Annotated in this window: 22 protein-coding genes; 15 read left to right on the forward strand and 7 right to left on the reverse strand. The window is 73.5% G+C overall.

Annotated features, from left to right (window positions below; translation table 11 throughout):
• The first annotated feature begins 39 nt into the window (after window positions 1–39).
• Window positions 40–417: a hypothetical protein gene (locus tag H9652_RS14715; RefSeq protein ID WP_191796919.1), complete on the forward strand. Its 378-nt coding sequence runs from the start codon at window positions 40–42 to the stop codon at window positions 415–417.
• Between the two features lie 109 nt (window positions 418–526).
• Window positions 527–1,477, forward strand: coding sequence for a membrane protein insertase YidC (gene yidC / locus H9652_RS14720; protein WP_191796920.1), 951 nt, complete (start codon window positions 527–529; stop codon window positions 1,475–1,477).
• Window positions 1,478–1,539: 62 nt separating this feature from the next.
• On the opposite strand, the gene H9652_RS14725 is transcribed toward yidC, so the two are convergent.
• Both H9652_RS14725 and H9652_RS14730 read right to left on the reverse strand, forming a co-directional pair.
• Complete coding sequence (locus H9652_RS14725) at window positions 1,540–2,799, reverse strand: beta-ketoacyl-[acyl-carrier-protein] synthase family protein (protein WP_225228287.1); 1,260 nt, start codon at window positions 2,797–2,799, stop codon at window positions 1,540–1,542.
• 219 nt (window positions 2,800–3,018) lie between these two features.
• On the reverse strand, window positions 3,019–3,567 hold the full coding sequence (locus tag H9652_RS14730; RefSeq protein ID WP_318244192.1) for a GNAT family N-acetyltransferase: 549 nt from the start codon (window positions 3,565–3,567) through the stop codon (window positions 3,019–3,021).
• A gap of 80 nt (window positions 3,568–3,647) precedes the next feature.
• On the opposite strand from H9652_RS14730, the gene kynA reads away from it, so the two are divergent.
• The 6 genes from kynA (at window position 3,648) to helR (ending at window position 14,065) form a co-directional block, all read left to right on the forward strand.
• Window positions 3,648–4,511: a tryptophan 2,3-dioxygenase gene (gene kynA / locus H9652_RS14735; protein WP_191796921.1), complete on the forward strand. Its 864-nt coding sequence runs from the start codon at window positions 3,648–3,650 to the stop codon at window positions 4,509–4,511.
• Window positions 4,508–5,611, forward strand: coding sequence for an amidohydrolase family protein (locus H9652_RS14740; RefSeq protein ID WP_191796922.1), 1,104 nt, complete (start codon window positions 4,508–4,510; stop codon window positions 5,609–5,611). The genes kynA and H9652_RS14740 overlap by 4 nt, the downstream gene beginning before the upstream one ends.
• On the forward strand, window positions 5,608–6,891 hold the full coding sequence (locus H9652_RS14745) for a kynureninase (RefSeq protein ID WP_191796923.1): 1,284 nt from the start codon (window positions 5,608–5,610) through the stop codon (window positions 6,889–6,891). The genes H9652_RS14740 and H9652_RS14745 overlap by 4 nt, the downstream gene beginning before the upstream one ends.
• Window positions 6,892–7,005: 114 nt before the next feature.
• Window positions 7,006–9,159 (forward strand): MMPL family transporter, encoded by a 2,154-nt coding sequence (locus H9652_RS14750; RefSeq protein ID WP_191796924.1) that lies wholly within the window; start codon window positions 7,006–7,008, stop codon window positions 9,157–9,159.
• A 141-nt stretch (window positions 9,160–9,300) separates the two neighbouring features.
• A complete protein-coding gene (locus tag H9652_RS14755; protein ID WP_191796925.1) occupies window positions 9,301–11,688 on the forward strand; it encodes an ATP-binding cassette domain-containing protein in 2,388 nt (795 codons plus the stop codon).
• 178 nt (window positions 11,689–11,866) lie between these two features.
• Window positions 11,867–14,065, forward strand: a complete 2,199-nt coding sequence (gene helR / locus H9652_RS14760) for an RNA polymerase recycling motor ATPase HelR (protein WP_191796926.1) — start codon at window positions 11,867–11,869, stop codon at window positions 14,063–14,065.
• A gap of 75 nt (window positions 14,066–14,140) precedes the next feature.
• Here the strand turns inward: helR and H9652_RS14765 are convergent, their stop codons facing one another.
• From H9652_RS14765 to H9652_RS14775, 3 genes are all read right to left on the reverse strand, one after another.
• Window positions 14,141–14,719, reverse strand: a complete 579-nt coding sequence (locus H9652_RS14765) for a Dps family protein (protein ID WP_138824486.1) — start codon at window positions 14,717–14,719, stop codon at window positions 14,141–14,143.
• A gap of 143 nt (window positions 14,720–14,862) precedes the next feature.
• Complete coding sequence (locus H9652_RS14770) at window positions 14,863–15,498, reverse strand: transcriptional regulator (RefSeq protein WP_191796927.1); 636 nt, start codon at window positions 15,496–15,498, stop codon at window positions 14,863–14,865.
• Complete coding sequence (locus H9652_RS14775) at window positions 15,495–15,902, reverse strand: DNA-binding protein (RefSeq protein WP_191796928.1); 408 nt, start codon at window positions 15,900–15,902, stop codon at window positions 15,495–15,497. The genes H9652_RS14770 and H9652_RS14775 overlap by 4 nt, the downstream gene beginning before the upstream one ends.
• A 56-nt stretch (window positions 15,903–15,958) precedes the next feature.
• Between H9652_RS14775 and H9652_RS14780 the strand changes: the two genes are divergently transcribed.
• Together H9652_RS14780 and H9652_RS14785 are read left to right on the forward strand one after the other, a co-directional pair.
• Complete coding sequence (locus tag H9652_RS14780) at window positions 15,959–17,224, forward strand: PEP/pyruvate-binding domain-containing protein (protein ID WP_191796929.1); 1,266 nt, start codon at window positions 15,959–15,961, stop codon at window positions 17,222–17,224.
• A complete protein-coding gene (locus H9652_RS14785; RefSeq protein ID WP_191796930.1) occupies window positions 17,221–17,832 on the forward strand; it encodes a histidine phosphatase family protein in 612 nt (203 codons plus the stop codon). The genes H9652_RS14780 and H9652_RS14785 overlap by 4 nt, the downstream gene beginning before the upstream one ends.
• An 86-nt stretch (window positions 17,833–17,918) precedes the next feature.
• Here the strand turns inward: H9652_RS14785 and H9652_RS14790 are convergent, their stop codons facing one another.
• Both H9652_RS14790 and H9652_RS19880 read right to left on the reverse strand, forming a co-directional pair.
• Window positions 17,919–18,587 carry a response regulator gene (locus H9652_RS14790; RefSeq protein ID WP_191796931.1) on the reverse strand — a complete coding sequence of 223 codons (669 nt, stop codon included), beginning with the start codon at window positions 18,585–18,587 and terminating at the stop codon, window positions 17,919–17,921.
• The gene (locus tag H9652_RS19880; RefSeq protein ID WP_318244193.1) at window positions 18,584–19,762 is read right to left on the reverse strand and encodes a sensor histidine kinase; all 1,179 of its coding nucleotides are present in this window, start codon (window positions 19,760–19,762) and stop codon (window positions 18,584–18,586) included. The genes H9652_RS14790 and H9652_RS19880 overlap by 4 nt, the downstream gene beginning before the upstream one ends.
• A 169-nt stretch (window positions 19,763–19,931) precedes the next feature.
• Between H9652_RS19880 and H9652_RS14800 the strand changes: the two genes are divergently transcribed.
• The 5 genes from H9652_RS14800 (at window position 19,932) to H9652_RS14820 (ending at window position 24,052) form a co-directional block, all read left to right on the forward strand.
• Complete coding sequence (locus H9652_RS14800) at window positions 19,932–20,882, forward strand: alpha/beta fold hydrolase (RefSeq protein ID WP_191796932.1); 951 nt, start codon at window positions 19,932–19,934, stop codon at window positions 20,880–20,882.
• 190 nt (window positions 20,883–21,072) lie between these two features.
• On the forward strand, window positions 21,073–21,489 hold the full coding sequence (locus tag H9652_RS14805) for a hypothetical protein (protein WP_191796933.1): 417 nt from the start codon (window positions 21,073–21,075) through the stop codon (window positions 21,487–21,489).
• 34 nt (window positions 21,490–21,523) lie between these two features.
• Entirely contained in the window at window positions 21,524–21,805 is a 282-nt protein-coding gene (locus H9652_RS14810) for a DUF2510 domain-containing protein (protein ID WP_191796934.1), read from the forward strand.
• A 118-nt stretch (window positions 21,806–21,923) separates the two neighbouring features.
• Window positions 21,924–23,045: an ACR3 family arsenite efflux transporter gene (gene arsB, locus H9652_RS14815; RefSeq protein WP_191796935.1), complete on the forward strand. Its 1,122-nt coding sequence runs from the start codon at window positions 21,924–21,926 to the stop codon at window positions 23,043–23,045.
• On the forward strand, window positions 23,042–24,052 hold the full coding sequence (locus H9652_RS14820; protein ID WP_191796936.1) for a metalloregulator ArsR/SmtB family transcription factor: 1,011 nt from the start codon (window positions 23,042–23,044) through the stop codon (window positions 24,050–24,052). The genes arsB and H9652_RS14820 overlap by 4 nt, the downstream gene beginning before the upstream one ends.
• Window positions 24,053–24,075 lie beyond the last annotated feature (23 nt).

Raw genomic sequence — 24,075 nt, forward strand, 5'->3', positions numbered from 1 at the left:
GACGAAGGACCGACGACAGGAGCGCAGGAGGTGGGGATCGTGCGGACACAGCATGTCGTGCGGGGCGCCACCTCGCTGCGCGAGCGCTACGACCGGCTGACCTCGACGTCCTCGGCCCGTGCCGTGGCCCTGGTGCCGCTCCTGGCGGTGCTGGCGCTCGCCGTCGGGCAGTCGTTCGGTTCGTCGTCCCTGGGCGGCGTGCTCTCCCTGCTCGGTGCCGCGACGCTCGCCGCCACCGCCGGGGCGCTCGGCGTCGCGCTCGCGTGCGTCGCGGTCGCGGTCCTGCTGCTGCTCGCGGTGCCCGTCGGTCCCGAGCCCGTGCCGCTGCCGGCACCCGTGCGCCAGCACAGCCCCACGACCCCCGGACGGCCCCAGCCGCGAGCGCCGGGAGCGAGCCCGCTCCCGCGCACCGCCTGAACCTCCAGCACTCCCCCGAGCCGTCGTCGGCCCGGGGGTCCTACCGGTCCCTGCGGAGCTGGCGCGGGAGCTCCACGCTCCCCCTCCCCTCCACCCGCAGGAGTCCACCGTGCCCGTCGTCGATGCCCTCACCCATGCCCTGTCCACGCTCGTCCACCCGATCCAGCTGGTGGTCGCCTGGATCCTCGTCCGTCTCCACTCGGCGCTGACCGCGCTCGGCCTCGACCCTGCCGGGGGTGCCGCGTGGAGCCTCTCGATCGTCGGCCTGGTCGTGATCGTCAGGCTCGTGCTCGTCCCGCTCGTCGTCGTGCAGGTCAGGGGGATGCGGGCGATGCGCCTGGCCTCGCCCGAGATCCGCCGGATCCAGGAGAAGTACCGGGGCAAGAGCGACCCGGCGAGCCGGGACGCGGCCCGCCGCGAGCAGCAGGAGCTCATGGCGCGCACAGGTGCCAACCCGCTCGCGGGCTGCCTGCCGATGCTCGTGCAGGCGCCGGTCCTGTTCGCGCTGTACTCGGTGCTCTCGGGGATCGGCCGCCAGGTGCCCGTCGGGGCGCTGACCGGTGACCTGGTCCGCGAGGCGGACGCCGCGACGCTCCTCGGCGCCCCTTTGTCGGGGACGCTGGCCGGGGCGTTCACGGGCGGCGCTGCGGCCGGTGGCCTGGTCGGCGTCCTGGTGCCCGCCGTGCTGATCGTCGTGATGTACGCCGCGCAGGTCCTGACCCAGCGGCTGAGCGCGCGCGCCAACCTGGTCGACCCCACGAGCCCCCTGGCCCGGCAGCAGGGCACGTTCGCGTTCGTGCTGCCCGCGGTCTCCGCGGTCGTGGCCGTGGGCTTCCCCGTGGGCGTGGTCCTGTACTGGGCGACGTCGTCGCTGTGGGGGCTCGGGCAGCAGCTCGTGACCGGTCGCCTCGTGCCGTCGGGCGACCAGGACGTGGCGCGGGCGTCCCGTCCTGCGACGGCCGAGGCCGGCGAGCCCACCGGACACGCTGCCCCCGCGCGCGTCGGCGGGCAGCGACCGCAGCCGCGCCGCGGCACGACGCGGAAGGCGCGCCGGGGCTGATCCCGCCCCGGGTCCGCGCCGAGCGCCCCGCTCGGTGCGGGCTCGTCGGCTGCCCGGTGTCCTCAGTCGCGCGAGAGCACGACGCTCACGCTGTGCCCGCCGAAGCCGAACGCGTCGACCAGCGCGTGCCGCGCCGTCGTCGCGCGGGAGGTCCCGCGCACCACGTCGAGGTCGATCGCGGGGTCCAGGTCGTCGACGTTGAGCGTGGGCGGCACCACGCCGTCGCGCAGCGCGAGCAGCGCGACGACGACGCCGAGCGATCCCGAGGCCCCGAGCAGGTGCCCGGTCGCGCCCTTGGTCGAGGTCACGGGCGGCGGGTCGGGCAGGGCCGAGCGCAGCGCGTCGGCCTCGTTGCGGTCGCCCACGGGGGTCGAGGTCGCGTGGGCGTGGACGAGCCCCAGGTCGCCGGGCGACAGCCCGGCGGAGCGCAGCGCGAGCGTCACGGTGCGCGCCTGGTTCTGGGGGTCGCCGCCCACGATGTCGTAGGCGTCCGAGGTCAGCGCGGCCCCCGAGACCACGCCCACGACGCGGGCGCCGCGCGCCCGGGCGTGCTCCTCGTTCTCCAGGACGAGGATCGCGGACCCCTCGCCCATGACGAACCCGTCCCGCGCGGCGTCGAACGGGCGCGAGGCGCGCTCGGGCTCGTCGTTGCGCGTCGACATGGCCCGCGCCTGGGCGAAGGCCGCGAGGGAGAACGCCTGGACCCCTGCCTCGACTCCCCCGCACACGACGACGTCGGCGGTCCCGGCGAGGATCATCTCGCGTCCCGTGGCGATGGCCTCGCTGCCCGCGGCGCACGCGCTGACCGGGGCCCGGGCGCCGGCCCGTGCGCCCAGGTCGATCGACAGCCAGGCCGCGGGGCCGTTGGCCATGAGCATGGTCACGGCGTGCGGGGAGACCTGGCGGTGGCCGTGGGCGTCGAAGAGACGGCTCTGGGCGAGGGTCGTCGCGATGCCGCCGTTCGCGGAGCCGACCACCACGGCCAGGCGGGTGGGGTCGACGTCAGGGCTCCCGGCGTCGGCCCAGGCCTCGCGGCCCGCGACGAGCGCGAGCTGCTCCGCGCGGTCGGTGCGGCGCAGCAGGCGTACGCCGAGCGCTTCGGCGAACGCGTCGTCGACGCGCGCTGCGATCCGTACGGGCAGGTCGTGTGCCCACTCGTCCGTGATCGCCCGGACGCCCTGGTCCCCGCGTACGAGGGCGTCCCACGTCCCCGGGGCCGTCGACGACAGCGGTGTCACCGCGCCGATACCCGTCACCACTGCTCGTGTCATGGCGCCTCCCCGGTCGTGCTCGGGTGCCCGGTCGGGGTCCCGCGTGCGCATGCCTGCACTGTAAGACGCACGTCCCACACCTGCTGCCTCCAGGTCTACCAGAGGTGCCGAGCATCCGGTCGCCGCTCGGGTCCTGCCGGATCTCGACGACAACCGCATGCTCGCCCGACGACAACCGCCTGCTCGGCACGCCCCTGGACCCGACCACCGGCATGGCCCGTCGACTTCCCGCGCACCCCGCGCACCCCGGGCGCCCCGGGGTGCGCGCCGCTACAGCGCGTGCGCCATGACGCGCTGCGGCCCGGCGTCACCCCCGAGGTAGCGCCCGCGGTCCACGAACCCGCCGCGCGCGTAGGCACGCAGCCCGGCGGCGTTCTCCTCGTTGACGGTCAGCACGACGACCTCGAACGGCTCGCGTCCCAGACGCTCGGCGAGGCGGGCCGCGAGCGCCGGCAGCGCGGCGGCCACGGCCGTGCCGACCCCCTGCCCCTGGTGCGCCCGGTCCACGAGGAACCCGCGGAAGAGGACGACGTCGCCGGTCGCAGGCCCGTCGAGCAGCGCGACGACCTCGCCGGGCGCGCCGCCGGGATGCAGCACTCCCAACGCCGCGACCTCTCCGCCTCGTGAGACGACCAGGAGGTGACGCTCCGGGTCTGCCTCGGCAAGAGCCACGATCTCGGCGGCCGACGAGACGAACCGGTCCTGCCCAGGCCGGGCCGTGACCCCGCGCAACCGGCCCAGCACCTCCTCGCGGGACGCCGGGTCCCGCGCAAGGTCGTCGAGGAGCGTGCTGCTGGTCCGCCCGGTCGTCGTGTCCACCCGGCGACCGTACCCCCGGGCACGTGCCGTCCGGCACGGGACTCGTGGCACCCGTCGCCCACGGCACCTACTCTCGGGGGATGACAACGCCGTCACCGGGCAGCGAGCGCCCCCTCGAGCCCGACATCGTGACCGACCTGCGCGAGCAGATGACGTACGGCTCGTACCTGCACCTCGACACGCTCCTGGACGCGCAGGCCCCGGTCAGCGAGCCCGCGCACCACGACGAGATGCTCTTCATCGTGCAGCACCAGACGACCGAGCTGTGGCTCAAGCTCGTCCTGCACGAGCTGGTCTCGGCGCGGGCCCTCATCGCGGCCGACGACCTCCAGTCCGCGCTCAAGCGCATCGCGCGGGTCAAGCACGTCCAGCGCACGCTGACGGAGCAGTGGTCCGTCCTGGCGACGCTCACGCCGAGCGAGTACGCCCAGTTCCGCGGGTTCCTCGGTCACGCGTCGGGCTTCCAGTCGTGGCAGTACCGCGCGGTCGAGTTCCTGCTGGGCAACAAGAACGCACGCATGCTGTCGGTGTTCGACGCCGAGCCCGCGGCGCGCGCCGAGCTCGAGCGCCTGCTGCACGAGCCGAGCGTCTACGACGAGTTCCTGCGCTACCTCGCTCGGCACGGCCACGACGTGCCCGCCCGCGTGCTCGAGCGCGACGTCACGCAGGGCTACACGCTCGACGAGGACCTGGTCGAGACCTTCCGTGCGATCTACGACGACCCCGAGGGCAACTGGCTCGCCTACGAGAGCTGCGAGGAGCTCGTCGACCTCGAGGACAACTTCCAGCTCTGGCGCTTTCGCCACATGAAGACCGTGCTGCGCATCATCGGGACCAAGCGCGGCACGGGCGGGTCGAGCGGCGTGGGCTTCCTCGAGAAGGCCCTCGACCTGACGTTCTTCCCCGAGCTGTTCGCGGTGCGCACCGAGATCGGCCGGCCGTGAGCGCTGGACCGGACGGGCGCGCTGCGGTCACCTTCACGGTCGACGCCCGCTGGGAGCGGGGCACAGGGTGGACGGGCCCGACGGCGGTCGTCGCCACCCGGGGCGGGTTCCGCTCGCGCGTGGGCACCGACCCCGCCCCGACCCGCCACCTCGCGGGCGTCCTGATGCCCGGCTTCCGCGACGCCCACGTCCACCTGGCGCTGGTCGACGCCGGGGCACTGCTCCGGGGCGGCCTCGCCGCGGTCGACGACCTGGGCGGCGACCCTGCGGTGCTGGCGGCGCTCGCCGCGCGGTCCGGCCGTACCGACGCCCTGCCCGAGGTCCGCTTCGCCGGGGCCTTCCTCACCGCTCCCGGCGGCTACCCGTCGGACCGGTCGTGGGCCTCGCCAGGATCGGTCGAGGTGATCGCCGACCCCGAGCAGGCCGTGGCCGCGGTCGACCGGCAGGTCGAGGCCGGGGCGAGCTTCGTCAAGGTCGCCCTGCACACGGGCGCGGGTCCCGTGCCCGACGACGCGACCCTCCGCGCGCTCGTGGGGCGGGCGCACGAGCGCGGCCGGGCCGTGGTCGCGCACACCGAGGGCGTGGGCCAGGTCGAGCGGGCGCTCGTGGAGGGCGTGGACCGGCTCGCGCACTGCCCGTTCAGCGAGCGGCTGCCGGACGACCTGGTGCGGGCGGCGGCGCGCTCCCAGGCCTGGGTCAGCACGCTCGACGTCCATGGCTGGGGCACCCCGACGGAACCGTACGCGCTGGCCCTCGACAACCTGACGCGGTTCGTCGCCATGGGTGGGGCGGCCGTCTACGGGACCGACCAGGGCAACGGTCCGCTGCCGGTCGGGGTCGACGAGCGCGAGCTGGCGGCGCTGCTCGACGCCGGGCTGACCCTGGACGGTGTGCTCCGCGCCCTGACGTCGGGTCCGGCGACGGTCGCACTCACGCTCCTGCCCGGGGACCGCCCGGAACCGGGCACACCGCCCGCGCAGGTCGCCGCGTGGCTCGCGCGGGCGGGCGTGCTCACGCCCCACGACCTGCTGGACCCCGCACCGGCACCCACCGTGACCAGCCCCGACCAGCCCAGACCGTCCCCAGGAGGCCGCCCGTGACCAGCACCACCCCTCCCGTCCGCCCGTCGGGGGCGCCTGCGGCCGGTCCTGCCGAGCGCGCCGCAGCGCTCGACGCGGCCGACCCGCTGACCCGCTTCCGCGAGGAGTTCGTGCCCTCGGCCGACGTCGTCGCCTACCTCGACGGCAACTCTCTCGGGCGGCCCACGCGCGCGAGCGTCGAACGGCTCGCGCGCTTCGCGACCGAGCAATGGGCCTCGCGCCTCATCCGCGGTTGGGACGAGTCCTGGTACGAGCTGCCGCTCGCGATCGGCGACCGGATCGGGGAGACAGCGCTCGGCGCGGCACCGGGCCAGACGTTCGTGGGCGACTCGACCACCGTGATCCTCTACAAGCTCGTGCGCGGGGCGCTCGACGCCCGCCCGGGGCGCACCGAGATCGTGGTCGACACCGGGAACTTCCCCACGGACCGGTTCGTCCTCCAGGGCATCGCAGCCGAACGGGGCGCGACGCTGCGCTGGCTCTCCCCGGACCCCGACGCGGGTGTGACCACGGACCAGGTCGCGGACGCCGTCGGGCCGGAGACCGCGCTCGTGGTGCTCAGCCACGTCGCCTACCGGTCCGGGTACCTCGCCGACGCCGAACCGATCACGCGCGTCGCCCACGACGCCGGGGCGCTCGTGCTGTGGGACCTGTGCCACTCCGCGGGGGCCGTGCCCGTCACGCTCGACGCCTGGGACGTGGACCTCGCGGCAGGCTGCACCTACAAGTACCTCAACGGCGGACCCGGGTCGCCCGCGTTCGGGTACGTGCGCGCTGACCTCCAGGCGGCGCTGACCCAGCCGATCCAGGGCTGGATGGGCAGCGACGCGCCGTTCGAGATGGGGCCCGAGTACGCACCCCACACGGGGGTGCGGCGATTCCTCAGCGGGACGCCCGCGGTCGTCGGGATGCTCGCGATGCAGGACATGCTGGACCTGCTCGACGAGGCGGGGAACGTCGCCGGGTCCGATGCCGTGCGGGACAAGTCGGTCCGGCTCACCGGGTTCGCGCTCGACCTCGTGGACGAGCTCCTCGTGCCGCTCGGGGTGCGGGTCGCCTCGCCCCGCGACCCGGCGCGGCGCGGCAGCCACGTGACGATCGACCACGCCGCGTTCGAACGCGTGATCCCTCGCCTGTGGGCGCAGGGGGTCGTCCCCGACTTCCGCCGGCCCGACGGCCTGCGGCTCGGGCTCTCGCCCCTGTCGACGAGCTTCGCCGAGGTGCAGGTCGGGGTCGAGGCGATCCGCGCGACCCTCCTCGACGAGACCGCGAGCCCCTGACGGGCGCGACCCGGCGGGTGGTGATGCTGCACCGGGCTCCCGGTTGTCGCCCCCGGGCGCCGGTGCCACGCTGGAGTGGTCGTGGACCCGGGAACCGCCAGGGAAGGCGCACCCATGTTCGGCAGCATCGCTCGGACGGTGATCGCTCACCCGTGGCGTGTGATCGGCGTCTGGGTGCTCCTCGCGGCCGCGGTCGTCGTCTTCTCGCCGAACCTGGACGACTACACGACGGGCAACCAGCAGTCGTTCCTGCCTGCGTCGTTCGAGTCGGTCGAGGCGCAGGACGCAGGCGACGAGAGCTTCCCCGCGCAGTCGGGGGCCACGGGCAGCCTGGTCGTCGTCCGGTCCGACGGCGCGGCGCTCACCGCGGACGACCAGACCGCCGTCGCCGGACTCGCGACGACGCTCGAGGGGGAGGCGATCCCCGGGGTCGTCGCGGTGCAGGAGACCCCGCAGTCCCTCTCGCAGGACGGCCGGACCGCCGCCCTGTCGGTCGCGTTCGACGGCCAGCCAGGCGACGAGGCGGTCGACGACGCCGTGCCTGCGCTGCGCGCCGCGACCGACGCGGCCCTGCAGGGCACCGACCTGACCGGCGCGCTCACGGGCAACGCCGCGATCCAGGTCGACACCACCACGGCCTACGCCGCGGCCGAGCGGACCATCACGATCGCTACCGTGCTGCTCATCGTGGTCCTGCTCGGCCTCGTGTTCCGCAGCCCCGTGATCGCGGTGATCCCGATCGTCGTGATCGGTGTGGTGCTCTCGGTCGTCACGGGCCTGACCGCGTGGCTCGCGGACCTGCTCGACTTCCAGGTCAGCGACACGCTCCAGCCGATCCTCGTGGTGGTCCTGTTCGGGATCGGCACCGACTACATCGTGTTCGTCCTGTTCCGCTACCGCGAGCACCTGCGCCGGGGCGAGAGCCACCACGAGGCGCTCGAGGCGTCGGTGGGGGTCGTGGGCCGGGTCGTCGCGTCCTCGGCGCTCACCGTGATCGGCGCCTTCGCGGCGCTGCTGTTCGCGCAGCTCGAGTCGCTGAGCACCCTCGCGCCGGGGCTGATCGTGGCCGTCGCGGCCATGCTCGTGACGGCGCTGACGCTCGTCCCGGCGCTCTTCGTGGTCCTCGGCCGGGCGCTCTTCTGGCCCCTCGGCCCGGGCCACGACGCCCGGCGCAGCCCGTTCGCGGCCCTCGGGTCGTTCACGGCCCGCCGACCCGTCGTCCCGGCGCTCGCCGTCGGGGCCGTGCTCGTGGTCCTCACGCTGTTCGCCTCGGGGTACAAGGCGACGTACGACACGCTCGACGAGCTCCCCGCGGACACGGCCTCGCGCCAGGCCTACACGACGCTCGACGCGTCCTTCCCCGCGGGGGCGCTGAGCCCCACGCAGGTGTACGTCGTGGGGACCGCTCCCCTCGACCCCACCGCGCTGACGACGCTCGCGACGAACCTCGCCGCGGTCCCGGGCGTCACGTCGGTCGCACCGCCCACGGCCACGACCGACGGCACGGCCGCCCTCGTCACAGTCGTGCTCGCCGACGACCCGTACTCCGACGCCGCGATGGCCACGGTCGAGGGCCCGCTGCGCGACGCCGCGCACGGGTCGGTCCCCGGCGCGCAGGTCTACGTCGGTGGGCAGACGTCGGCGTTCGTCGACGTGCGCGACCAGCTCCGCGCCGACACCGGCCGCGTCTTTCCGATCGCCGCCGTCATCATCGTCGTCATCCTCGGGCTCCTCCTGACTGCCGTGCTCGGCGCCGTCAACCTGCTCGTGTGCGTCGCGCTCACGTTCACCGCGACCCTCGGCGCGGTCGTCCTGCTCTACCTGCACGCGCTCGGGTACGCGGGGATCGACTTCTCGATCCCCATCGTGCTGTACCTGTTCGTCGTCGCGATCGGCACCGACTACAACATCCTCGTCGCCGCGCGCATGCACGAGGAGTACCGCGCGGGTGCGACCTCGCGCGAGGCGGCCCGCGTCGCGATCACCCAGGACGCGCCGACGGCGGCTGCGGCCGGGATCATCCTGGCCTGCACGTTCGCCTCGCTCATGCTCACCGGCATCGCGAACCTCGCGCAGCTCGGGTTCGGCGTCGCGGTCGGGATCGTCGCCGCCGCGTTCCTCATGGCGCCGCTGCTCGTGCCCGCGCTCGCCGCGCTCGAAGGGCGGGCGTTCTGGTGGCCCACGCGGCGGGCCGTCGTCGGCCTCCCCCAGGTCGAGCCCGAGCCCGGGCCCGCCGACGCTCCCGCGGACGTAGCGCCGTCGGGCTGAACCGTGCTGCATGACCGGGACGGACCCGTGACCGTCCGTCCCGTGCCCCGTCGGTGCCGGGCCCTAGGCTGGGACGGACGAGAGACGACATGCCCGGCCGCAGGCTCACGCGCGCCTGCCGACCCGACAGATGGAGAGACCATGAGCACGGTCACGAGGACGGACGAGTCGTCCGCACTGCCCCTTGCCGACAGCCACGACATGATCCGCGTGCAGGGTGCGCGCGAGAACAACCTCAAGGACGTCAGCGTCGAGATCCCCAAGCGCCGGCTCACGGTCTTCACCGGGGTCTCGGGCTCGGGCAAGAGCTCCCTGGTGTTCGGCACGATCGCGGCCGAGTCGCAGCGCATGATCAACGAGACGTACAGCGCGTTCCTGCAGGGCTTCATGCCCTCGCTCTCGCGGCCCGAGGTCGACCACCTCGAAGGGCTGACGACGGCCATCATCGTCGACCAGGAGCGCATGGGGGCCAACCCCCGCTCGACGGTCGGGACCGTCACCGACGCGAACGCGATGCTGCGCATCCTGTTCAGCCGCCTCGGGCAGCCGCAGATCGGCTCGCCGCAGGCGTACTCGTTCAACGTGCCCTCGGTGTCCGGCAGCGGCGCGATCACGATCGAGCGGGGCGGTAAGACGCAGGCCGAGAAGGCGACGTTCCACCAGCTCGGCGGCATGTGCCCGCGCTGCGAGGGCATGGGCAACGTCAACGACTTCGACCTGACCGCGCTCTACGACGACAGCCTGTCCCTCGACGAGGGCGCGCTCACGATCCCCGGCTACTCGATGGACGGATGGTACGGGCGCATCTACCGGGGCTCCGGGTTCTTCGACGCGACCAAGCCGATCAGCACGTTCACCCAGCGCGAGCTGCACGACCTGCTCTACAAGGAACCGACCAAGATCAAGGTCGACGGCATCAACGTCACGTTCGAGGGCCTGATCCCCAAGATCCAGAAGTCCTTCCTGTCCAAGGACGTCGACGCGATGCAGCCCCACATCCGGGCGTTCGTCGAGAAGGCCGTGACGTTCCAGACGTGCCCCGAGTGCCACGGGACGCGCCTGAGCCCTGAGGCGCGGTCGTCGAAGATCGCGGGCACCAGCATCGCCGACGCGTGCCAGATGCAGATCACCGACCTCGCGGAGTGGGTCCGCGGGCTCGACGAGCCGTCGATGGCCCCGCTGCTCAAGGGCCTGCAGCACCTGCTCGACTCGTTCGCCGAGATCGGGCTGGGGTACCTCTCGCTCGACCGACCGTCCGGGACCCTCTCGGGCGGCGAGGCCCAGCGCACCAAGATGATCCGCCACCTCGGCTCCTCGCTCACCGACGTCACGTACGTCTTCGACGAGCCGACCATCGGTCTGCACCCGCACGACATCGAGCGCATGAACTCCCTGCTGCTCCAGCTGCGGGACAAGGGCAACACGGTCCTCGTCGTCGAGCACAAGCCCGAGGCCATCGCGATCGCGGACCACGTCGTCGACCTGGGCCCGGGCGCGGGCACGGCGGGCGGCGAGATCGTCTTCCAGGGCACGCTCGACGGCCTCCGGGCCTCCGACACCACCACGGGCCGTCACCTCGACGACCGCGCGACGCTCAAGGACACCGTGCGCCAACCGAGCGGGCAGCTCGAGATCCGCGGCGCGACCGAGCACAACCTCCGCGGCGTCGACGTCGACGTGCCGCTCGGCGTGCTGTGCGTCGTGACGGGCGTGGCCGGGTCGGGCAAGAGCTCGCTCGTCCACGGGTCGGTCGCGGGGCGCGAGGGCGTCGTCGTGATCGACCAGAGCGCGATCCGCGGCTCCCGGCGCAGCAACCCCGCGACCTACACGGGCCTGCTCGACCCGATCCGCAAGGCGTTCGCCAAGGCCAACGGGGTCAAGCCCGCGCTGTTCAGCGCCAACTCCGAGGGCGCGTGCCCGGTCTGCAACGGTGCGGGCGTCATCTACACCGACCTCGGCGTCATGGCCACGGTCGAGACCACGTGCGAGGAGTGCGGCGGCAAGCGGTTCCAGGCGAGCGTGCTCGAGTACACGCTCGGCGGGCGCGACATCGCCGAGGTGCTCGCGATGTCGGTGACGGACGCGGAGAGGTTCTTCGCCGAGGGCGACGGACGCATCCCCGCGGCCCACTCGATCCTGAGCCGGCTCGTCGACGTCGGGCTCGGGTACCTGAGCCTGGGACAGCCCCTCACGACGCTGTCCGGCGGCGAGCGCCAGCGCATCAAGCTCGCGACGCAGATGGGCGCCAAGGGCGACGTCTACGTCCTCGACGAGCCGACCACGGGCCTGCACCTGGCCGACGTCGAACAGCTTCTCGGGCTCCTCGACCGGCTCGTCGAGGCGGGCCGGTCGGTCATCGTGATCGAGCACCACCAGGCCGTCATGGCGCACGCGGACTGGATCATCGACCTCGGTCCGGGCGCCGGGCACGACGGCGGGCGCGTCGTCTTCGAGGGCACCCCCGCGGACCTCGTCGCGGACCGCTCGACCCTCACGGGCGAGCACCTCGCGGCGTACGTGGGCGGCTGACCGACCGCGCGACAGGTGAGCGCTCCGGGTGAGCGCTCACGGAGCACGAGAGTGGCGGGCAGGTCCTCGGACCTCCCGCCACTCTCAATCTATAGCGCACCGGGGGGCTTGCGGCAAGGCCCCCGTGGTGGCGCAGGATGGTCGGCCCGAGGCCAGAACGACGGAACGAGCCACAGCCATGACCCCCTCGAGCACGAGCGTGTTCGCCCTCCCACCCCGCCTCTCCCCCAAGGCCGACCCGGCCCTCGTCGACCGCGACGAGCAGCACCTCGCGGCCATCGCCGCCACCCTCGACGAGACGGTCGCGGACGTCTCCGCGCGCCTCGACGCGGCCCGCAGGTCCCCCGGCGGCAGCGGGACGCTCGCCCTGGAGCGCGACCAGGAGATCCACCGCCTCTCGTCCCGGCTCAGGACGCTGCGCCGCTACGGCGTGGACCTGTGCCTGGGCCGCATGGTCGCCGCGGACGGCTCCGAGCCCGTGTACGTCGGGCGCCTGGGCCTCACCGACCGCGCCGGGCGGCGCCTCCTGGTCGACTGGCGCTCCCCCACCGCCGCACCGTTCTTCAGCGCCACGAGCGCCCACCCCCTGGGGCTCGCGAGCCGCCGCCGGTACCGTTGGACGCAGGGCCGTATCAGCGACTACTGGGACGAGGTCTTCACGACCGACGGCACGGCCGCGGGCCTCGCGTCCCACGTGAGCCTCGACGACCAGTCTGCCTTCATCGCGAGCCTGGGAGCCGAGCGGACCCCGCGGATGCGCGACGTGCTGGGCACCATCCAGGCTGACCAGGACGCCATCATCCGCGCGGGTTCGGACGGCGCCCTCGTGGTCGACGGCGGGCCGGGAACGGGCAAGACCGTGGCGGCCCTGCACCGCGCGGCCTACCTGCTGTACGCGGACCCGCACGTCGGTCAGCACCGGGGAGGGGTGCTCGTCGTCGGGCCGCACCAACCGTACCTGGACTACGTCGAGGACGTCCTGCCGAGCCTGGGCGAGGAGGGGGTGCAGACGTGCACCCTGCGGGACCTCGTCCCCGAGGGGGCGAAGGCCACCGTCGAGGCAGAGCCGGCCGTGGCCCGCCTCAAGGCCTCGGCCCGGATGGTCGGGGCGATCGAGCCCGCGGTGCGCCTGTACGAACGTCCTCCCCGGACGGGCACGACCGTCGAGACCCCGTGGCTCGACCTCTGGCTCAGCGCCGACGACTGGGCCGAGGCGTTCGACGCCCCCGACCCCGGCACGCCCCACAACGAGGCACGCGACATGGTCTGGGAGGCGCTGATCGAGATCCTGATGGACAGGCTCGGTGACGCGCAGGACGACGACGAGCTGCCGCTCGACCTCGTGCGCCGCTCCCTGGTGACCCACCGCGACCTGGCGAAGACCCTCAACAAGGCCTGGCCGCTCCTCGAACCGACCGACCTCGTCGGGGACCTGTGGGACGTGCCCGCCTACCTGAGGATGTGCGCGCCCTGGCTCACGCCGGACGAGGTCCGGACGTTGCAGCGCGACGAGCCGCAGGCCTGGACGGTCTCGGACCTACCCCTCCTGGACGCGGCGCGGCAGCGGCTCGGCGACCCCGAGGCGTCGCGTCGCCGTCGGCAGCACGCGGCGCAGGTCGCGGCGGAGCGCGAGGAGATGAGCAACGTCGTCGACCACCTCGTCGAGACCGACGACTCGGAGCTGCGGGTCATGTCGATGCTGCGCGGCCAGGACCTGCGCGACGCCCTGGTCGACGGCGCGTCCCTGCCGGGCGTGGCACCCGACAGGCTCGCGGGGCCGTTCGCGCACGTCGTGGTGGACGAGGCGCAGGAGCTCACGGACGCCGAGTGGCAGATGCTGCTGCTGCGCTGCCCGTCGCGCAGCCTCACGGTCGTCGGCGACCGCGCGCAGGCACGGCACGGGTTCACCGAGTCCTGGCGCGAGCGGCTCGAACGCGTGGGCCTGTCGCACGTCGACGTGGCGTCGCTCACCATCAACTACCGGACGCCGCAGGAGGTCATGGCCGAGGCCGAGCCGGTCATCCGGGCCGCGCTTCCGGACGCCAACGTGCCGACGTCGGTCCGCAGCGGCCACGCCCCGGTCCTGCACGGCGCCCCCGGGGACCTGGGGACCGTCCTCGAGACCTGGCTCGCGGAGCACCAGGGCGTCGCGTGCGTGGTCGGGGACCCCACGTTCCGGGCGACCGAGCGCGTGCGGTCCCTGACCCCGGTGCTCGCGAAGGGGCTCGAGTTCGACCTCGTGGTCCTGGTCGACCCCGCGTCGTTCGGCGAGGGCGACGACAGCATCGCGGGCGCGGTCGACCGCTACGTCGCGATGACCCGCGCGACCCAGCAGCTCGTGATCCTCACCTCCGGGAACGCGCCGCTGTCGGCCTGAGCCCGCGAGCGCCTGCGACGCGGACAGCACCGAGCCCCTCTCCCCGCGCGGGGAGAGGGGCTCGGCAGGGGTCGGTCAGGCTTCCTTCTTGGCTGCGGACTCCGCCTTGCGGGCCGCGCCGGTCTCGGTCGTCGCCCCCGAGGTCGAGAGCTCGCCACCGGAGGACTCGAGGTGCGCACGGACGAACCAGTGGAAGAGCTCGAGCTCGTGCAGGTGACCGACCAGGAGGTCGTTGGTCACGGTGTCGAGCTCCTCGGTGTCGGCGGCCGCCTTGCGGTGGTCGGCGATGACTCCCTGGTAGACCTCGTCGAGCGCACCCAGGTGGGCGATGGTCGACGCGCGGCCCAGGCTGTAGTCCTCCCAGGTCCGCTCGGCGACGATCGCGCCCGGCGTGCCGCGCGGCGGGACGCCGAGGGTGGCGATGCGCTCGGCCGTGGCGTCGACCATGGCACGGACGGCATCGACCTGCGGGTCGATCATCTCGTGGACGGCGATGAAGTGCGGCCCCACGACGTTCCAGTGGATGTGCTTGAGGGTCAGCGCCAGGTCGTTGAGCGCGTGCAGACGCTTCTGCAGGATCGCGGCGATCTTCCCCCCATCCTTCAGGGTCAGCGACGGGACGGTGTACTCGGGCAGCTCCTTGCGGACAGCCATGTATTCCTCCTCGGTGCTCGGTCCATCAGCGCCTTGCGCTCCTTCCATCGTGGCCCGGGTGCCGTGCGCTCGCAGGTCGAGGGGTCGTGATCGCCGTCACGCTCCCCCCTCGACGCCCGTGGCCGTGCGGGACGCCCCGACGCTCAGTGCGCGGCCCCGCGGTCGAGCCCGAGCGTCGCGACGAGGTCCTCGTGCAGCTCGAACCACACGCGGTGGCACGAGTCGACGTCGGTGCCGTCGACCCAGCCGCCCTCCCCTGCGCGGGCCCGGCGCAGGGCCGTGGAGTAGCGGTCGTGGTACCCGCCGAACCGGGCGAGGACGTCGCCGAGCCGGTGCGCGAGCGGGGCCAGGGCGTCACCGATCGCGGCGAGCTCGTCGAGGACGTCGGCGTCCCAGGCGGGGTCGGCGTGGTCGTTGGGGGCCAGTCGCGCTCCTGGCACGGGCCGCAGCTGCCAGTCGGTGCACGCCCGTTGGAGACGCGCGTTGAGCGGCAGGAACTCGCGGTAGGCGTCGCGGACGTCGTCGGCCCGGCCCGTGGCGGCGAGCTCGGCGGCGAGCCGACGCTCGTCCTCGCCCCGTCCCGCCTCGGTCAGCGACCAGCCGCTCAGGTCCGCGAACGCGGACCGTTGCACCCACCCGTACGCCTCGAAGTCGCCGAGCAGCTCGTCGGTCTCGGCCGGGTCGAGGTCGAAGCGGCGGGCGAGCGTCGCAGAGTCGGCGTATCCGCAGACGCGGACCGCGTGCAGGACGAGCAGGTCGACCGGGGAGTCCTGGGTCATGAGCGGCCCTCCTGCCGTGCCGAGAGACGGTGGAAGTGCTGCTGGCACGCCTGCGGGGAGTTGAAACCCATCGCGTCGGCGATCTGGGCCCAGGTCAGGCCTGCGCTGCGGGCCGTGAACAGCAGGCCGCTCTCGAGGCCGTCGACCTCGGCGCGCGCGGCGGGCAGCAGCGCGAGGGCGTCGAGGAGGTGCTCGGGCGGCAGGTCAGCGGACCGCCAGAGGGCGAACCGTGCGAGGTCCACGGCCGACGGCGGCACGGGCGCGGGTTGCCACGGCCTCGGCGCGAGCGCGTCCGCACCCCGGGCGAGCAGGTGGATGCGGGCGTCCTGCTCGCGGCGAGCCTGGGCGTGGTCGGCGTGGGCGGTCTGAGCCACCGCAGGAGCGGTGTCGTCGTTGCGTGGCATGCGACGATCCTGCACAATCAACGAAATGTTGTCAACGATCTGTTGAAGGGGTTCGGGTGCTCGTTCCACTGGAAGAGGCCGCGCGCGCGACGTGCGGCGGCAAGGCCACCGCGCTCGGCGCGCTCCTGCGGGCAGGTCTGCCCGTCCCCGACGGCTTCGTGGTGCCGTTCGACGTCCACCGGGCGGCAGTCCCCGACGACGTGCTGCGCGACGCGCTGGCCTCCGCCCTGCGCACCCTCGGCTCGCCGCCCGTCGCGGTCCGGTCCTCGGCCGCGGGCGAGGACACGGCCCAGGCCTCGGCGGCCGGGCAGCACGAGAGCGTCCTCGCGGTCCAGGCGCCCGACGACGTCGCGCACGCCGTCCGCGCCTGCTGGGCCTCGCTGCACTCGCCCCGGGCGGTCGACTACCGGGCGGGGCTCGACGCCGACGGCGGCGACGGGGCAGCCTCGGGCGAGCCCGCCATGGCCGTGCTCGTGCAACGCCTGGTCGACGCCGAGGTCTCCGGCGTCATGTTCGCGCCCGACGATCCGGACGACCCGACCGTGATCGAGGCGTCCTGGGGCCTCGGCCCCTCGGTCGTGGGCGGCACGGTCACGCCCGACACCTACCGCGTCGTGGCGCACGGGGCCCTCGGCCGCAGGGCCGTTCGCGTGGCCTCACGGGTCGTCGCCGACAAGCAGACCCGGCTCGACCGGGACGACACCCGCCTGGTCACGCGCGACGTGCCCCCGGGCGACCGGCTGCGGTCGACGCTCGACGACGCGACCGTCTTCCGCCTCACCCGCCTGGGGTGGCGTGCAGCGAACCTCCTCGGCGGGCCGCAGGACGTCGAGTGGGCGCTCGCGGACGGCATGCTCTGGATCGTGCAGGCCCGCCCGATCACGGCGCCGCTCCCGGCCCCTTCGACGGACGTCACGGGAAGCGCACCACGGCTCGGCGACGGGAGCCTGCTGCGCGGGACCGCGGGCAGCACCGGCGTCGCGACCGGGCCGGCCAGGATCGTCCGCGGACCGGCCGACTTCTCACGCGTGCGCCCCGGCGACGTCCTGGTCTGCCCTTTCACCGACCCCGCCTGGACTCCCCTGCTGCGCATCGCCGCGGGCGTCGTCACCGAGACGGGAGGGGTGCTGTCCCACGCGGCGATCGTGGCCCGCGAGCGCCGCATCCCCGCCGTCGTGGGGGTCACGGGGGCCACCGGGCTGATCGCCGACGGCAGCCTGGTGACCGTCGACGGCGAGGCCGGGACGGTCGCTGACCCACGCACACTGTCGGCACCGCCCCGGGACGGCGACCGCCCCTCGACACCAGGAGACACCCGATGAGCGTCCGACACCTCTACCTCGCTCGGCATGGCGCGGCCGACGCCTTCGGTGAGCTGACCGACGTCGGGCGCCGACAGTCGGACCTGCTGGGCGAGCGTCTCGCACGAGTGCACGTGACCGCCGTCTGGCACTCGCCGCTCCCTCGGGCGGCCGCGAGCGCCGCCGTCGTCGCGCGACACCTGCCGGGCGCGAGGGTCGCGGAGGCGGCCGAGCTCGTCGACCACGTGCCGTACGTGCCCGCGCGCTCCGAGACGCCGGCGACCTGGGCGGGTTTCTTCGACGGCTGGGACGAGGCCGAGGCCGCTGGGGGGCGCCGGACCGCCGACGCGCTGGTCGCGCGCTTCGCGACCCCGCCGGAGCCGGGTGCGGGCAGTACCGACGTCCACGAGGTACTGATCACGCACGACTACCCGGTCGCCTGGCTCGTGCGCCACGCGCTCGGCGCGCCGCCCGAGCGGTGGCTCGGCCTGAACAGCGCGAACACGGCGCTGACGGTGATCGAGCTCCGTCCCGGCCTGCCACCGACGCTCGTGGTGTTCAACGACCTGAGCCACCTGCCGGACGAGCTGCGCTGGACGGGGTTCCCGGGCGGCGAGACGCGGCCCTAGCTCGCGACGTGGACGTACCGCCGCCCCAGGTCGTCGCCCTCCCGCGGGCCGGGCATGGACGCACGACCCGCGCGACGCCGTCGGGCCTACGACCGCGCGGTGACGAGACCCGACTCGTAGGCGAGGATCACCAGGTGCGCGCGGTCGCGCGCGTGGACCTTCGCCATGATGCGATTGACGTGCGTCTTGGCGGTATGGGTCGAGATCACGAGCTCGGTCGCGATCTCCTGGTTCGTCAGCCCGCGGGCGACGAGGAGGAACACCTCGCGTTCGCGCTCGGTGAGGCGGTCGAGCCCATCGCCCTCCCACGCGTCCGCTCGCGGCGTCTGCCGGTGCACGAAGCGCTGGACGAGCGCCTGCGTCGCGGCCGACGACAGCAGCGCCTCGCCCAGGTGGATCGTGTGCACCGCGCGCACGATGTCCTCGGGCTCGGCGCCCTTCCCGATGAACCCGCTCGCGCCCGCGCGCAGGGCCGCGACGACGTACTCGTCCTCCTCGAAGGTCGTCAGGACGAGCACCCGTGTCGTGCTGCCCGCCGGGCCGGCGCAGATCTGCTCGGTGGCCGCGATCCCGTCGAGCTCGGGCATCCGGATGTCCATCAGGACGACGTCGGGGGCCGACGCCGCGGCGGCCCGGACGGCCTCCCGGCCGTTCGACGCCTCGCCCACGACGAGGATCCCGCCGCTGTCGGTGAGGATGTCGCGCACGGCCTGACGCACCAGCGGTTGGTCGTCGACGACGAGCACGGTGATCATCGTCGCGACCCGCTCGCTGCGGTGACCGCGGCCCGCTCGGCGGGAACCGCGATGTCGAGCCGGAACTCGCCGTCAGCGCGCGACGTCTCGACCCGTCCCCGCACGGACGCGACCCTCTCCCGCAGGCCGCGCAGCCCGTGCCCGCTGGTGGGGACCGCGGCGCCCCCCGCGCGCAGGGGGCTCGTCACGGTCAGGGCGAGCACGCCGTCGCGGTGACGGAGCTCCACGACGGCCCGGTCGCCCGCGCCGTGCTTGTGGGCGTTCGTGAGCCCCTCCTGCAGGGCGAGGTAGGCGACGTGGTCGCTCGCCGGCGAGAGGGCGACGGCGCCCGGGGCACGCCGCAGGTCGACGTGCAGGCCCACGTCGGCGAACCGTGCGACCAGGGCGTCGAGCTGGTCGAGCCCGGCCTGCGGGTGGAGGTCCTGCCGTTCGCCGTCTCCCTCCGCACGCAGGAGGGCCATGAGCCCGCCGATGTCCGCGAGGACCGTGCGCGAGGCGCTGCGGATCGTCGTGAGCGCCTCGCGCGCACGGTCGGGCCGGGTCTCGAGCGACGACGACGCCACGCCCGCGCTGAGGCTGATCACCGAGATCTGGTGCGCGACGACGTCGTGCAGGTCGCGGGCGATGCGCACCCGTTCCTCGACCACGCGCCGCCGGGCCTCCTCGTCGCGGTCCTGCTCCGCGCGTTCGGCACGCTCCGTGACGGCCGCGAGCGCCTCACGCCGCGACCTGGTCGCGTCGCCCAGGGCTCCGGCGAGGACGACGAACGTCACGAACTGCATCGCCCGCGAGTCGAAGAGCTCGCCGTCGAGCGGGACGGCGGCCACGAGGAAGACGACGAGGGCGGCTGAGCCCACGCACGCGATGCCGACCGTGCGGCGCGTCCGGTCGGTGACCGCGAACGCGGTGATCACGACCGCGACGAGGGCGCTCGGAGACAGCGTGCCGGCGAGCGCCACGACGACCGTGCACGCGAGGCTCACCCCGAGGGCGACGAGCGGTCGGCGACGCCGCCACGGGATCACCACGACGGGCAGGAGCGCGACGACGACGAGCAGCCCCCGTGTCCGGAACAGCTCGTCGGGGAACGGCAGGACGCCGAAGAGGACGACGACGGCGATCGCGACGACGTCGCTGAGGGGAACCGCTGCCGCGGCAGCACGGGGTGACGTCACTCCCCCAGTATCCCGGCCCGCCGACGGCGGCGGATCGCCCAGGAAGGTGACGTGCGCGTACCGCGATCGCGGTACGCAGGTGTCCACGCCGGGCTGACGCGCGTCGTCAGCCGGGCCACGATGCTGGACCGACGGCGGAGCGCACCGGGTGCTCCGTGGAGAGGAACGCGTGAAGAAGCCTGCGAAGAGAGCCCTCGTGGCCGTGGCGGCCGTCGGGGCCGTGCTGGTGCTCGGCCTGGGCACGACGAGCGTCGTGAACGCGGTCGCGACCAGCAGGGAGAGCGACCTGATCGAGACCTACGGCCAGACCGTGACGGTCGACGGACGGCAGATGAACGTCCGCGTCAGCGGGAGCGGCCCCGTGGACGTAGTCCTGCTGCCGGGGTTCGGGACCGCCTCGCCCGTCCTCGACTTCGAGCCGCTCGTCGCGGACCTCGCCCAGGATCACCGTGTCGTCGTCGTCGAACCCTTCGGCTACGGCCTGAGCGACGGCACCGACGTCGAGCGGACCACGCAGAACGTCGTGGCCGAGGTCCACGAGGCGCTCCAGGAGCTCGGCGTCGACCGCTACGTCCTCATGGGGCACTCGATCGCCGGGATCTACGGCATCGAGTACGCCTCGCGCTACCCCGACGAGGTGACGGCGTTCGTCGGGATCGACACGAGCGTCCCCGGCCAGCCGCACATGGACACGGAGTTCCCCACGGGCCTCATGTCCGCGGCCAGGAACCTCGGCCTGGCCCGCGTCCTCACCGCCCTGGGCGGCGACGGGCTCGACGGCTCCGTGTACTCCGACCACGCGCGCGAGCAGATGACGATGCTCGCCCACCGGAACTCCCTGCGACCCACGTACCTCGACGAGATGTCGCACATCGCCGCGAACTTCGAGCGCGCGCTCAGCACGACGTTCCCGGCGGACCTGCCGCTGCTGCTGTTCGTCGAGGCCGACAACGCGACCAACCCGGACTGGCTGGCGCTGCACGAGGAGCAGGCCGCGAGCGTCGAGGACGGCACCGTGGTGCCCGTACCCGGCGAGCACTACCTCCACCACACGCACGCGCCGCAGATCGCGGCAGGGTTCCGGGAGTGGGAGGCTGCTCGCGCGCTGACGACGGGCTGAGGACTGGCTGACTGCTGGGCGGCAGGGCGACGGCGCGGTGGGGCGGGGCGGCGGCGCGGGCTGCTCCCGGAGCGGGCGGTACCGTGTGCGGGTGAACGGACGATCGCCCCGACGGGGAACGAGACGCGGACGCGCGGACGGTCGCCGACCGCTCGCCCCCGTGGCGCAGACGCGCCGAGCAGGCCTGCTGATGACCGCGATCTGCGTGGGCCTCGGTGCTCTCGTCGTCTGGCGGGGCGGGGACGAGATCGTGTCGGGCAACTTCGCGGTGCTCTTCCTCCTCGGACTCTGCCTGGTCGGGACGACCGGTTCCGTCGCCCTGACGCTGCGCTCGCCGCACCGGGAGCGCCTGTACCGGGTGGCGGAGTTCCTCGGGCGAGCGTGCGTCGTGGCGTTCTTCGCCTGCGTCGTCGTGTTCGGTCTCGTCGTCCCGGCGGTCCTGGTCTCGCCGGGCTCGGGCAAGGCGCCGGACACGGTCGGCGAGGCCCAGATGCTCGCCCTGTGGACCCTCGTCGTCTTCGTGGCCGTCACGGTCTCGGCGATCATGGACAGGCGTCGAGCCCGACGGCGGGGCGCCGGCGACGTCGCGACCGACGAACGATCGTGAGCCGCTCCACGACGTGGTGGCGAGGAGGAGACGCATGACGTACCAGCCGGGTTGGTATCCCGACCCTCAGGATCAGCGGCGGGTGCGCTGGTTCGACGGGAACCGTTGGACCGAGCACTCGCAGCGCGCCGCGGTCGCGCGCCCCGCGCGGCCGCGGACGATGAGCGGGGGCACGATCGCGCTGATCGTCGTCGGCGCGATCGTGCTCCTGGTGGCGATGGTGCTCGTGGTCGTCGCCGTCGTCGCACTGGTCGCAGGCTTCACCGACATCGTCCAAGGGGTCGTGTGCGGCGAGGCCCCGCACTACTGCACCTAGATCCTCACGCCAGCGGCCGACGTTCGCCGGCGGATCCCGAAGCACACAGCCTGCCGGGTCCGATCTCGACGGAGCCTTGGCGATCTATATCGATACATGTCAATATAGAGATATGTCGATGCAAGCCGTGCAGAAGCCCACGTCCACGAGCAGTCTGAGCGCCGGGCGCCTGTCGACGCTCGACCGGTGGCTGCCCGCGTGGATCGGTCTCGCGATGGTCGCCGGCCTGCTGCTGGGCCGGTTCGTCCCGGTCTTGTCGGACGTGCTGGCCTCGATGGAGGTCGGAGGCATCTCGGTGCCGATCGCGATCGGCCTGCTCGTGATGATGTACCCGGTCCTGGCCAAGGTCCGCTACGACAAGGTCGCCTCGGTCACCGGGGACAAGAAGCTCCTATTCTCGTCCCTGGTCCTGAACTGGCTCGTGGGCCCCGCGCTGATGTTCGCCCTGGCGTGGATCTTCCTGCCGGACCTGCCCGAGTTCCGCACCGGCCTGATCATCGTGGGCCTGGCCCGGTGCATCGCGATGGTCGTCATCTGGAACGACCTGGCCTGCGGGGACCGGGAGGCCGCGGCGGTCCTGATCGCGATCAACTCCGTCTTCCAGGTCCTCGCGTTCTCGCTGCTGGGCTACTTCTACCTCACGATCCTGCCCGGTTGGCTGGGCCTGGACACCGCCGGGCTCGACATCTCCATGGGGCAGATCGCGCTCAACGTCCTGGTATTCCTCGGGATCCCGCTCGTAGCCGGGTTCGCCTCGCGCCTGATCGGTGAGCGCACCAAGGGCCGGGCCTGGTACGAGGACACGTTCCTGCCCGTGATCGGCCCCTGGGCCCTGTACGGGCTGCTGTTCACGATCGTGCTGCTCTTCGCCCTGCAGGGCGAGGCAGTGACCTCCAACCCGCTCGACGTCGCCCGCATCGCCCTGCCGCTGCTGGTGTACTTCGCCGTGATGTGGGGCGTGGGCATCGTCACCGGCAAGGCCCTGCAGCTCGGGTACGCGAAGTCCACGACCCTGGCCTTCACCGCGGCCGGGAACAACTTCGAGCTCGCGATCGCGGTGGCCATCGCGACGTTCGGTGCCGCCTCTGGCCAGGCTCTGGCCGGGGTGGTCGGTCCGCTCATCGAGGTCCCGGTCCTGGTGGGCCTGGTCTACGTCTCCTTGTGGATCGCCCGCCGCTGGTTCGCCGTCGACCCCTACGCCACCGCACCGGTGGCCGAACCCGAGAAGGTGACCCCATGACCACCACTCCCCTACCCCTGACGGTGCGCGACCCGGACTGCGGCCCCCGGATCGAGTCCCACGCCATCGGCGCCGACATCGCCACCGTCGTCGCGGCCGCGCTCAAGGCCCTGGCCGAGCCGCTGCGACTGCGCATGCTGTCCTTCATCGCCACCGCCCCGGCCGGCGAGGCGTGCGTGTGCGACCTGGCGGCCCTGACCGACGTGTCCCAGCCGACCGTCTCCCACCACCTCAAGGTGCTGCGCGACGTCGGGGTCCTGGCCTCCGAGCGGCGCGGCACGTGGGTCTGGTACCGCATCACCCCCGGCTACAAGGCCGCTGTGACCACCCTGCTGGACTCCTTCGCCCCCGCAGCCCTCGAGGCATCGGTCACCCAGGAGGTGCTGCGCGGGCTCGAGGACGTCGACCCGGCCCTGGACCACCTGGCCACCGAGCTCGCGACCACGTTCCCCGGCGTGCGCTTCGACGTCGTCCAACGCGTCGTGCGCGAGTCATACACCGACCTGGCGCGCTCGGCGAAGGTCTCCGCTCACCTGGTCACCCTCACCGAGCGCTTCGCCCGCCAACGACTGGCCGACATCACCCGCGAGCCGACGGGCCAGCCTCAGGTGCTGTTCGTGTGCGTCGCGAACGCCGGCCGCTCCCAGCTCGCCGCGGCCCTCGTGCGCCACTACGCCGGTGACCGCGTCACCGTCCGCTCGGCCGGCTCCACCCCCGCCGCCGAGATCCACGCCGGGGTCCGCGCAGCCCTCGACGACCTGGGTTCCGCTCACGACGCGTTCCCCAAGCCGTTGACCGACGACGCGGTCCGCGCGGCCGACGTCGTGATCACCATGGGCTGCGGCGACGTGTGCCCGGTCCTGCCCGGCAAGCGCTACGAGGACTGGCTCGTCGGAGACCCCGCCCTGGCCTCCCCCACCGGGGTCGCCGCGATCCGCGACGAGCTCGACACCCGGGTCCGTGCCCTGCTCACCGACCTCCTGCCCGACCTCACCTTGCCCGCCTGACCACACCGCCCTCCCGGAGAACC

Origin of the sequence: Oerskovia rustica (assembly GCF_014836555.1) — a bacterium.
Taxonomy (GTDB): Bacteria; Actinomycetota; Actinomycetes; order Actinomycetales; family Cellulomonadaceae; genus Oerskovia; species Oerskovia rustica.

Coding starts and splice junctions, on each gene's coding strand:
- H9652_RS14755 (WP_191796925.1), top strand. CDS start 9,301: ATGAGCACGGTCACGAGGACGGACGAGTCGTCCGCACTGCCCCTTGCC.
- H9652_RS14765 (WP_138824486.1), bottom strand. CDS start 14,719: ATGGCTGTCCGCAAGGAGCTGCCCGAGTACACCGTCCCGTCGCTGACC.
- H9652_RS14775 (WP_191796928.1), bottom strand. CDS start 15,902: ATGCCACGCAACGACGACACCGCTCCTGCGGTGGCTCAGACCGCCCAC.
- kynA (WP_191796921.1), top strand. CDS start 3,648: ATGACAACGCCGTCACCGGGCAGCGAGCGCCCCCTCGAGCCCGACATC.
- H9652_RS14820 (WP_191796936.1), top strand. CDS start 23,042: ATGACCACCACTCCCCTACCCCTGACGGTGCGCGACCCGGACTGCGGC.
- H9652_RS14805 (WP_191796933.1), top strand. CDS start 21,073: ATGACCGCGATCTGCGTGGGCCTCGGTGCTCTCGTCGTCTGGCGGGGC.
- H9652_RS14770 (WP_191796927.1), bottom strand. CDS start 15,498: ATGACCCAGGACTCCCCGGTCGACCTGCTCGTCCTGCACGCGGTCCGC.
- arsB (WP_191796935.1), top strand. CDS start 21,924: ATGCAAGCCGTGCAGAAGCCCACGTCCACGAGCAGTCTGAGCGCCGGG.
- H9652_RS14785 (WP_191796930.1), top strand. CDS start 17,221: ATGAGCGTCCGACACCTCTACCTCGCTCGGCATGGCGCGGCCGACGCC.
- helR (WP_191796926.1), top strand. CDS start 11,867: ATGACCCCCTCGAGCACGAGCGTGTTCGCCCTCCCACCCCGCCTCTCC.
- H9652_RS14810 (WP_191796934.1), top strand. CDS start 21,524: ATGACGTACCAGCCGGGTTGGTATCCCGACCCTCAGGATCAGCGGCGG.
- H9652_RS14750 (WP_191796924.1), top strand. CDS start 7,006: ATGTTCGGCAGCATCGCTCGGACGGTGATCGCTCACCCGTGGCGTGTG.
- H9652_RS14790 (WP_191796931.1), bottom strand. CDS start 18,587: ATGATCACCGTGCTCGTCGTCGACGACCAACCGCTGGTGCGTCAGGCC.
- H9652_RS14725 (WP_225228287.1), bottom strand. CDS start 2,799: ATGCGCACGCGGGACCCCGACCGGGCACCCGAGCACGACCGGGGAGGC.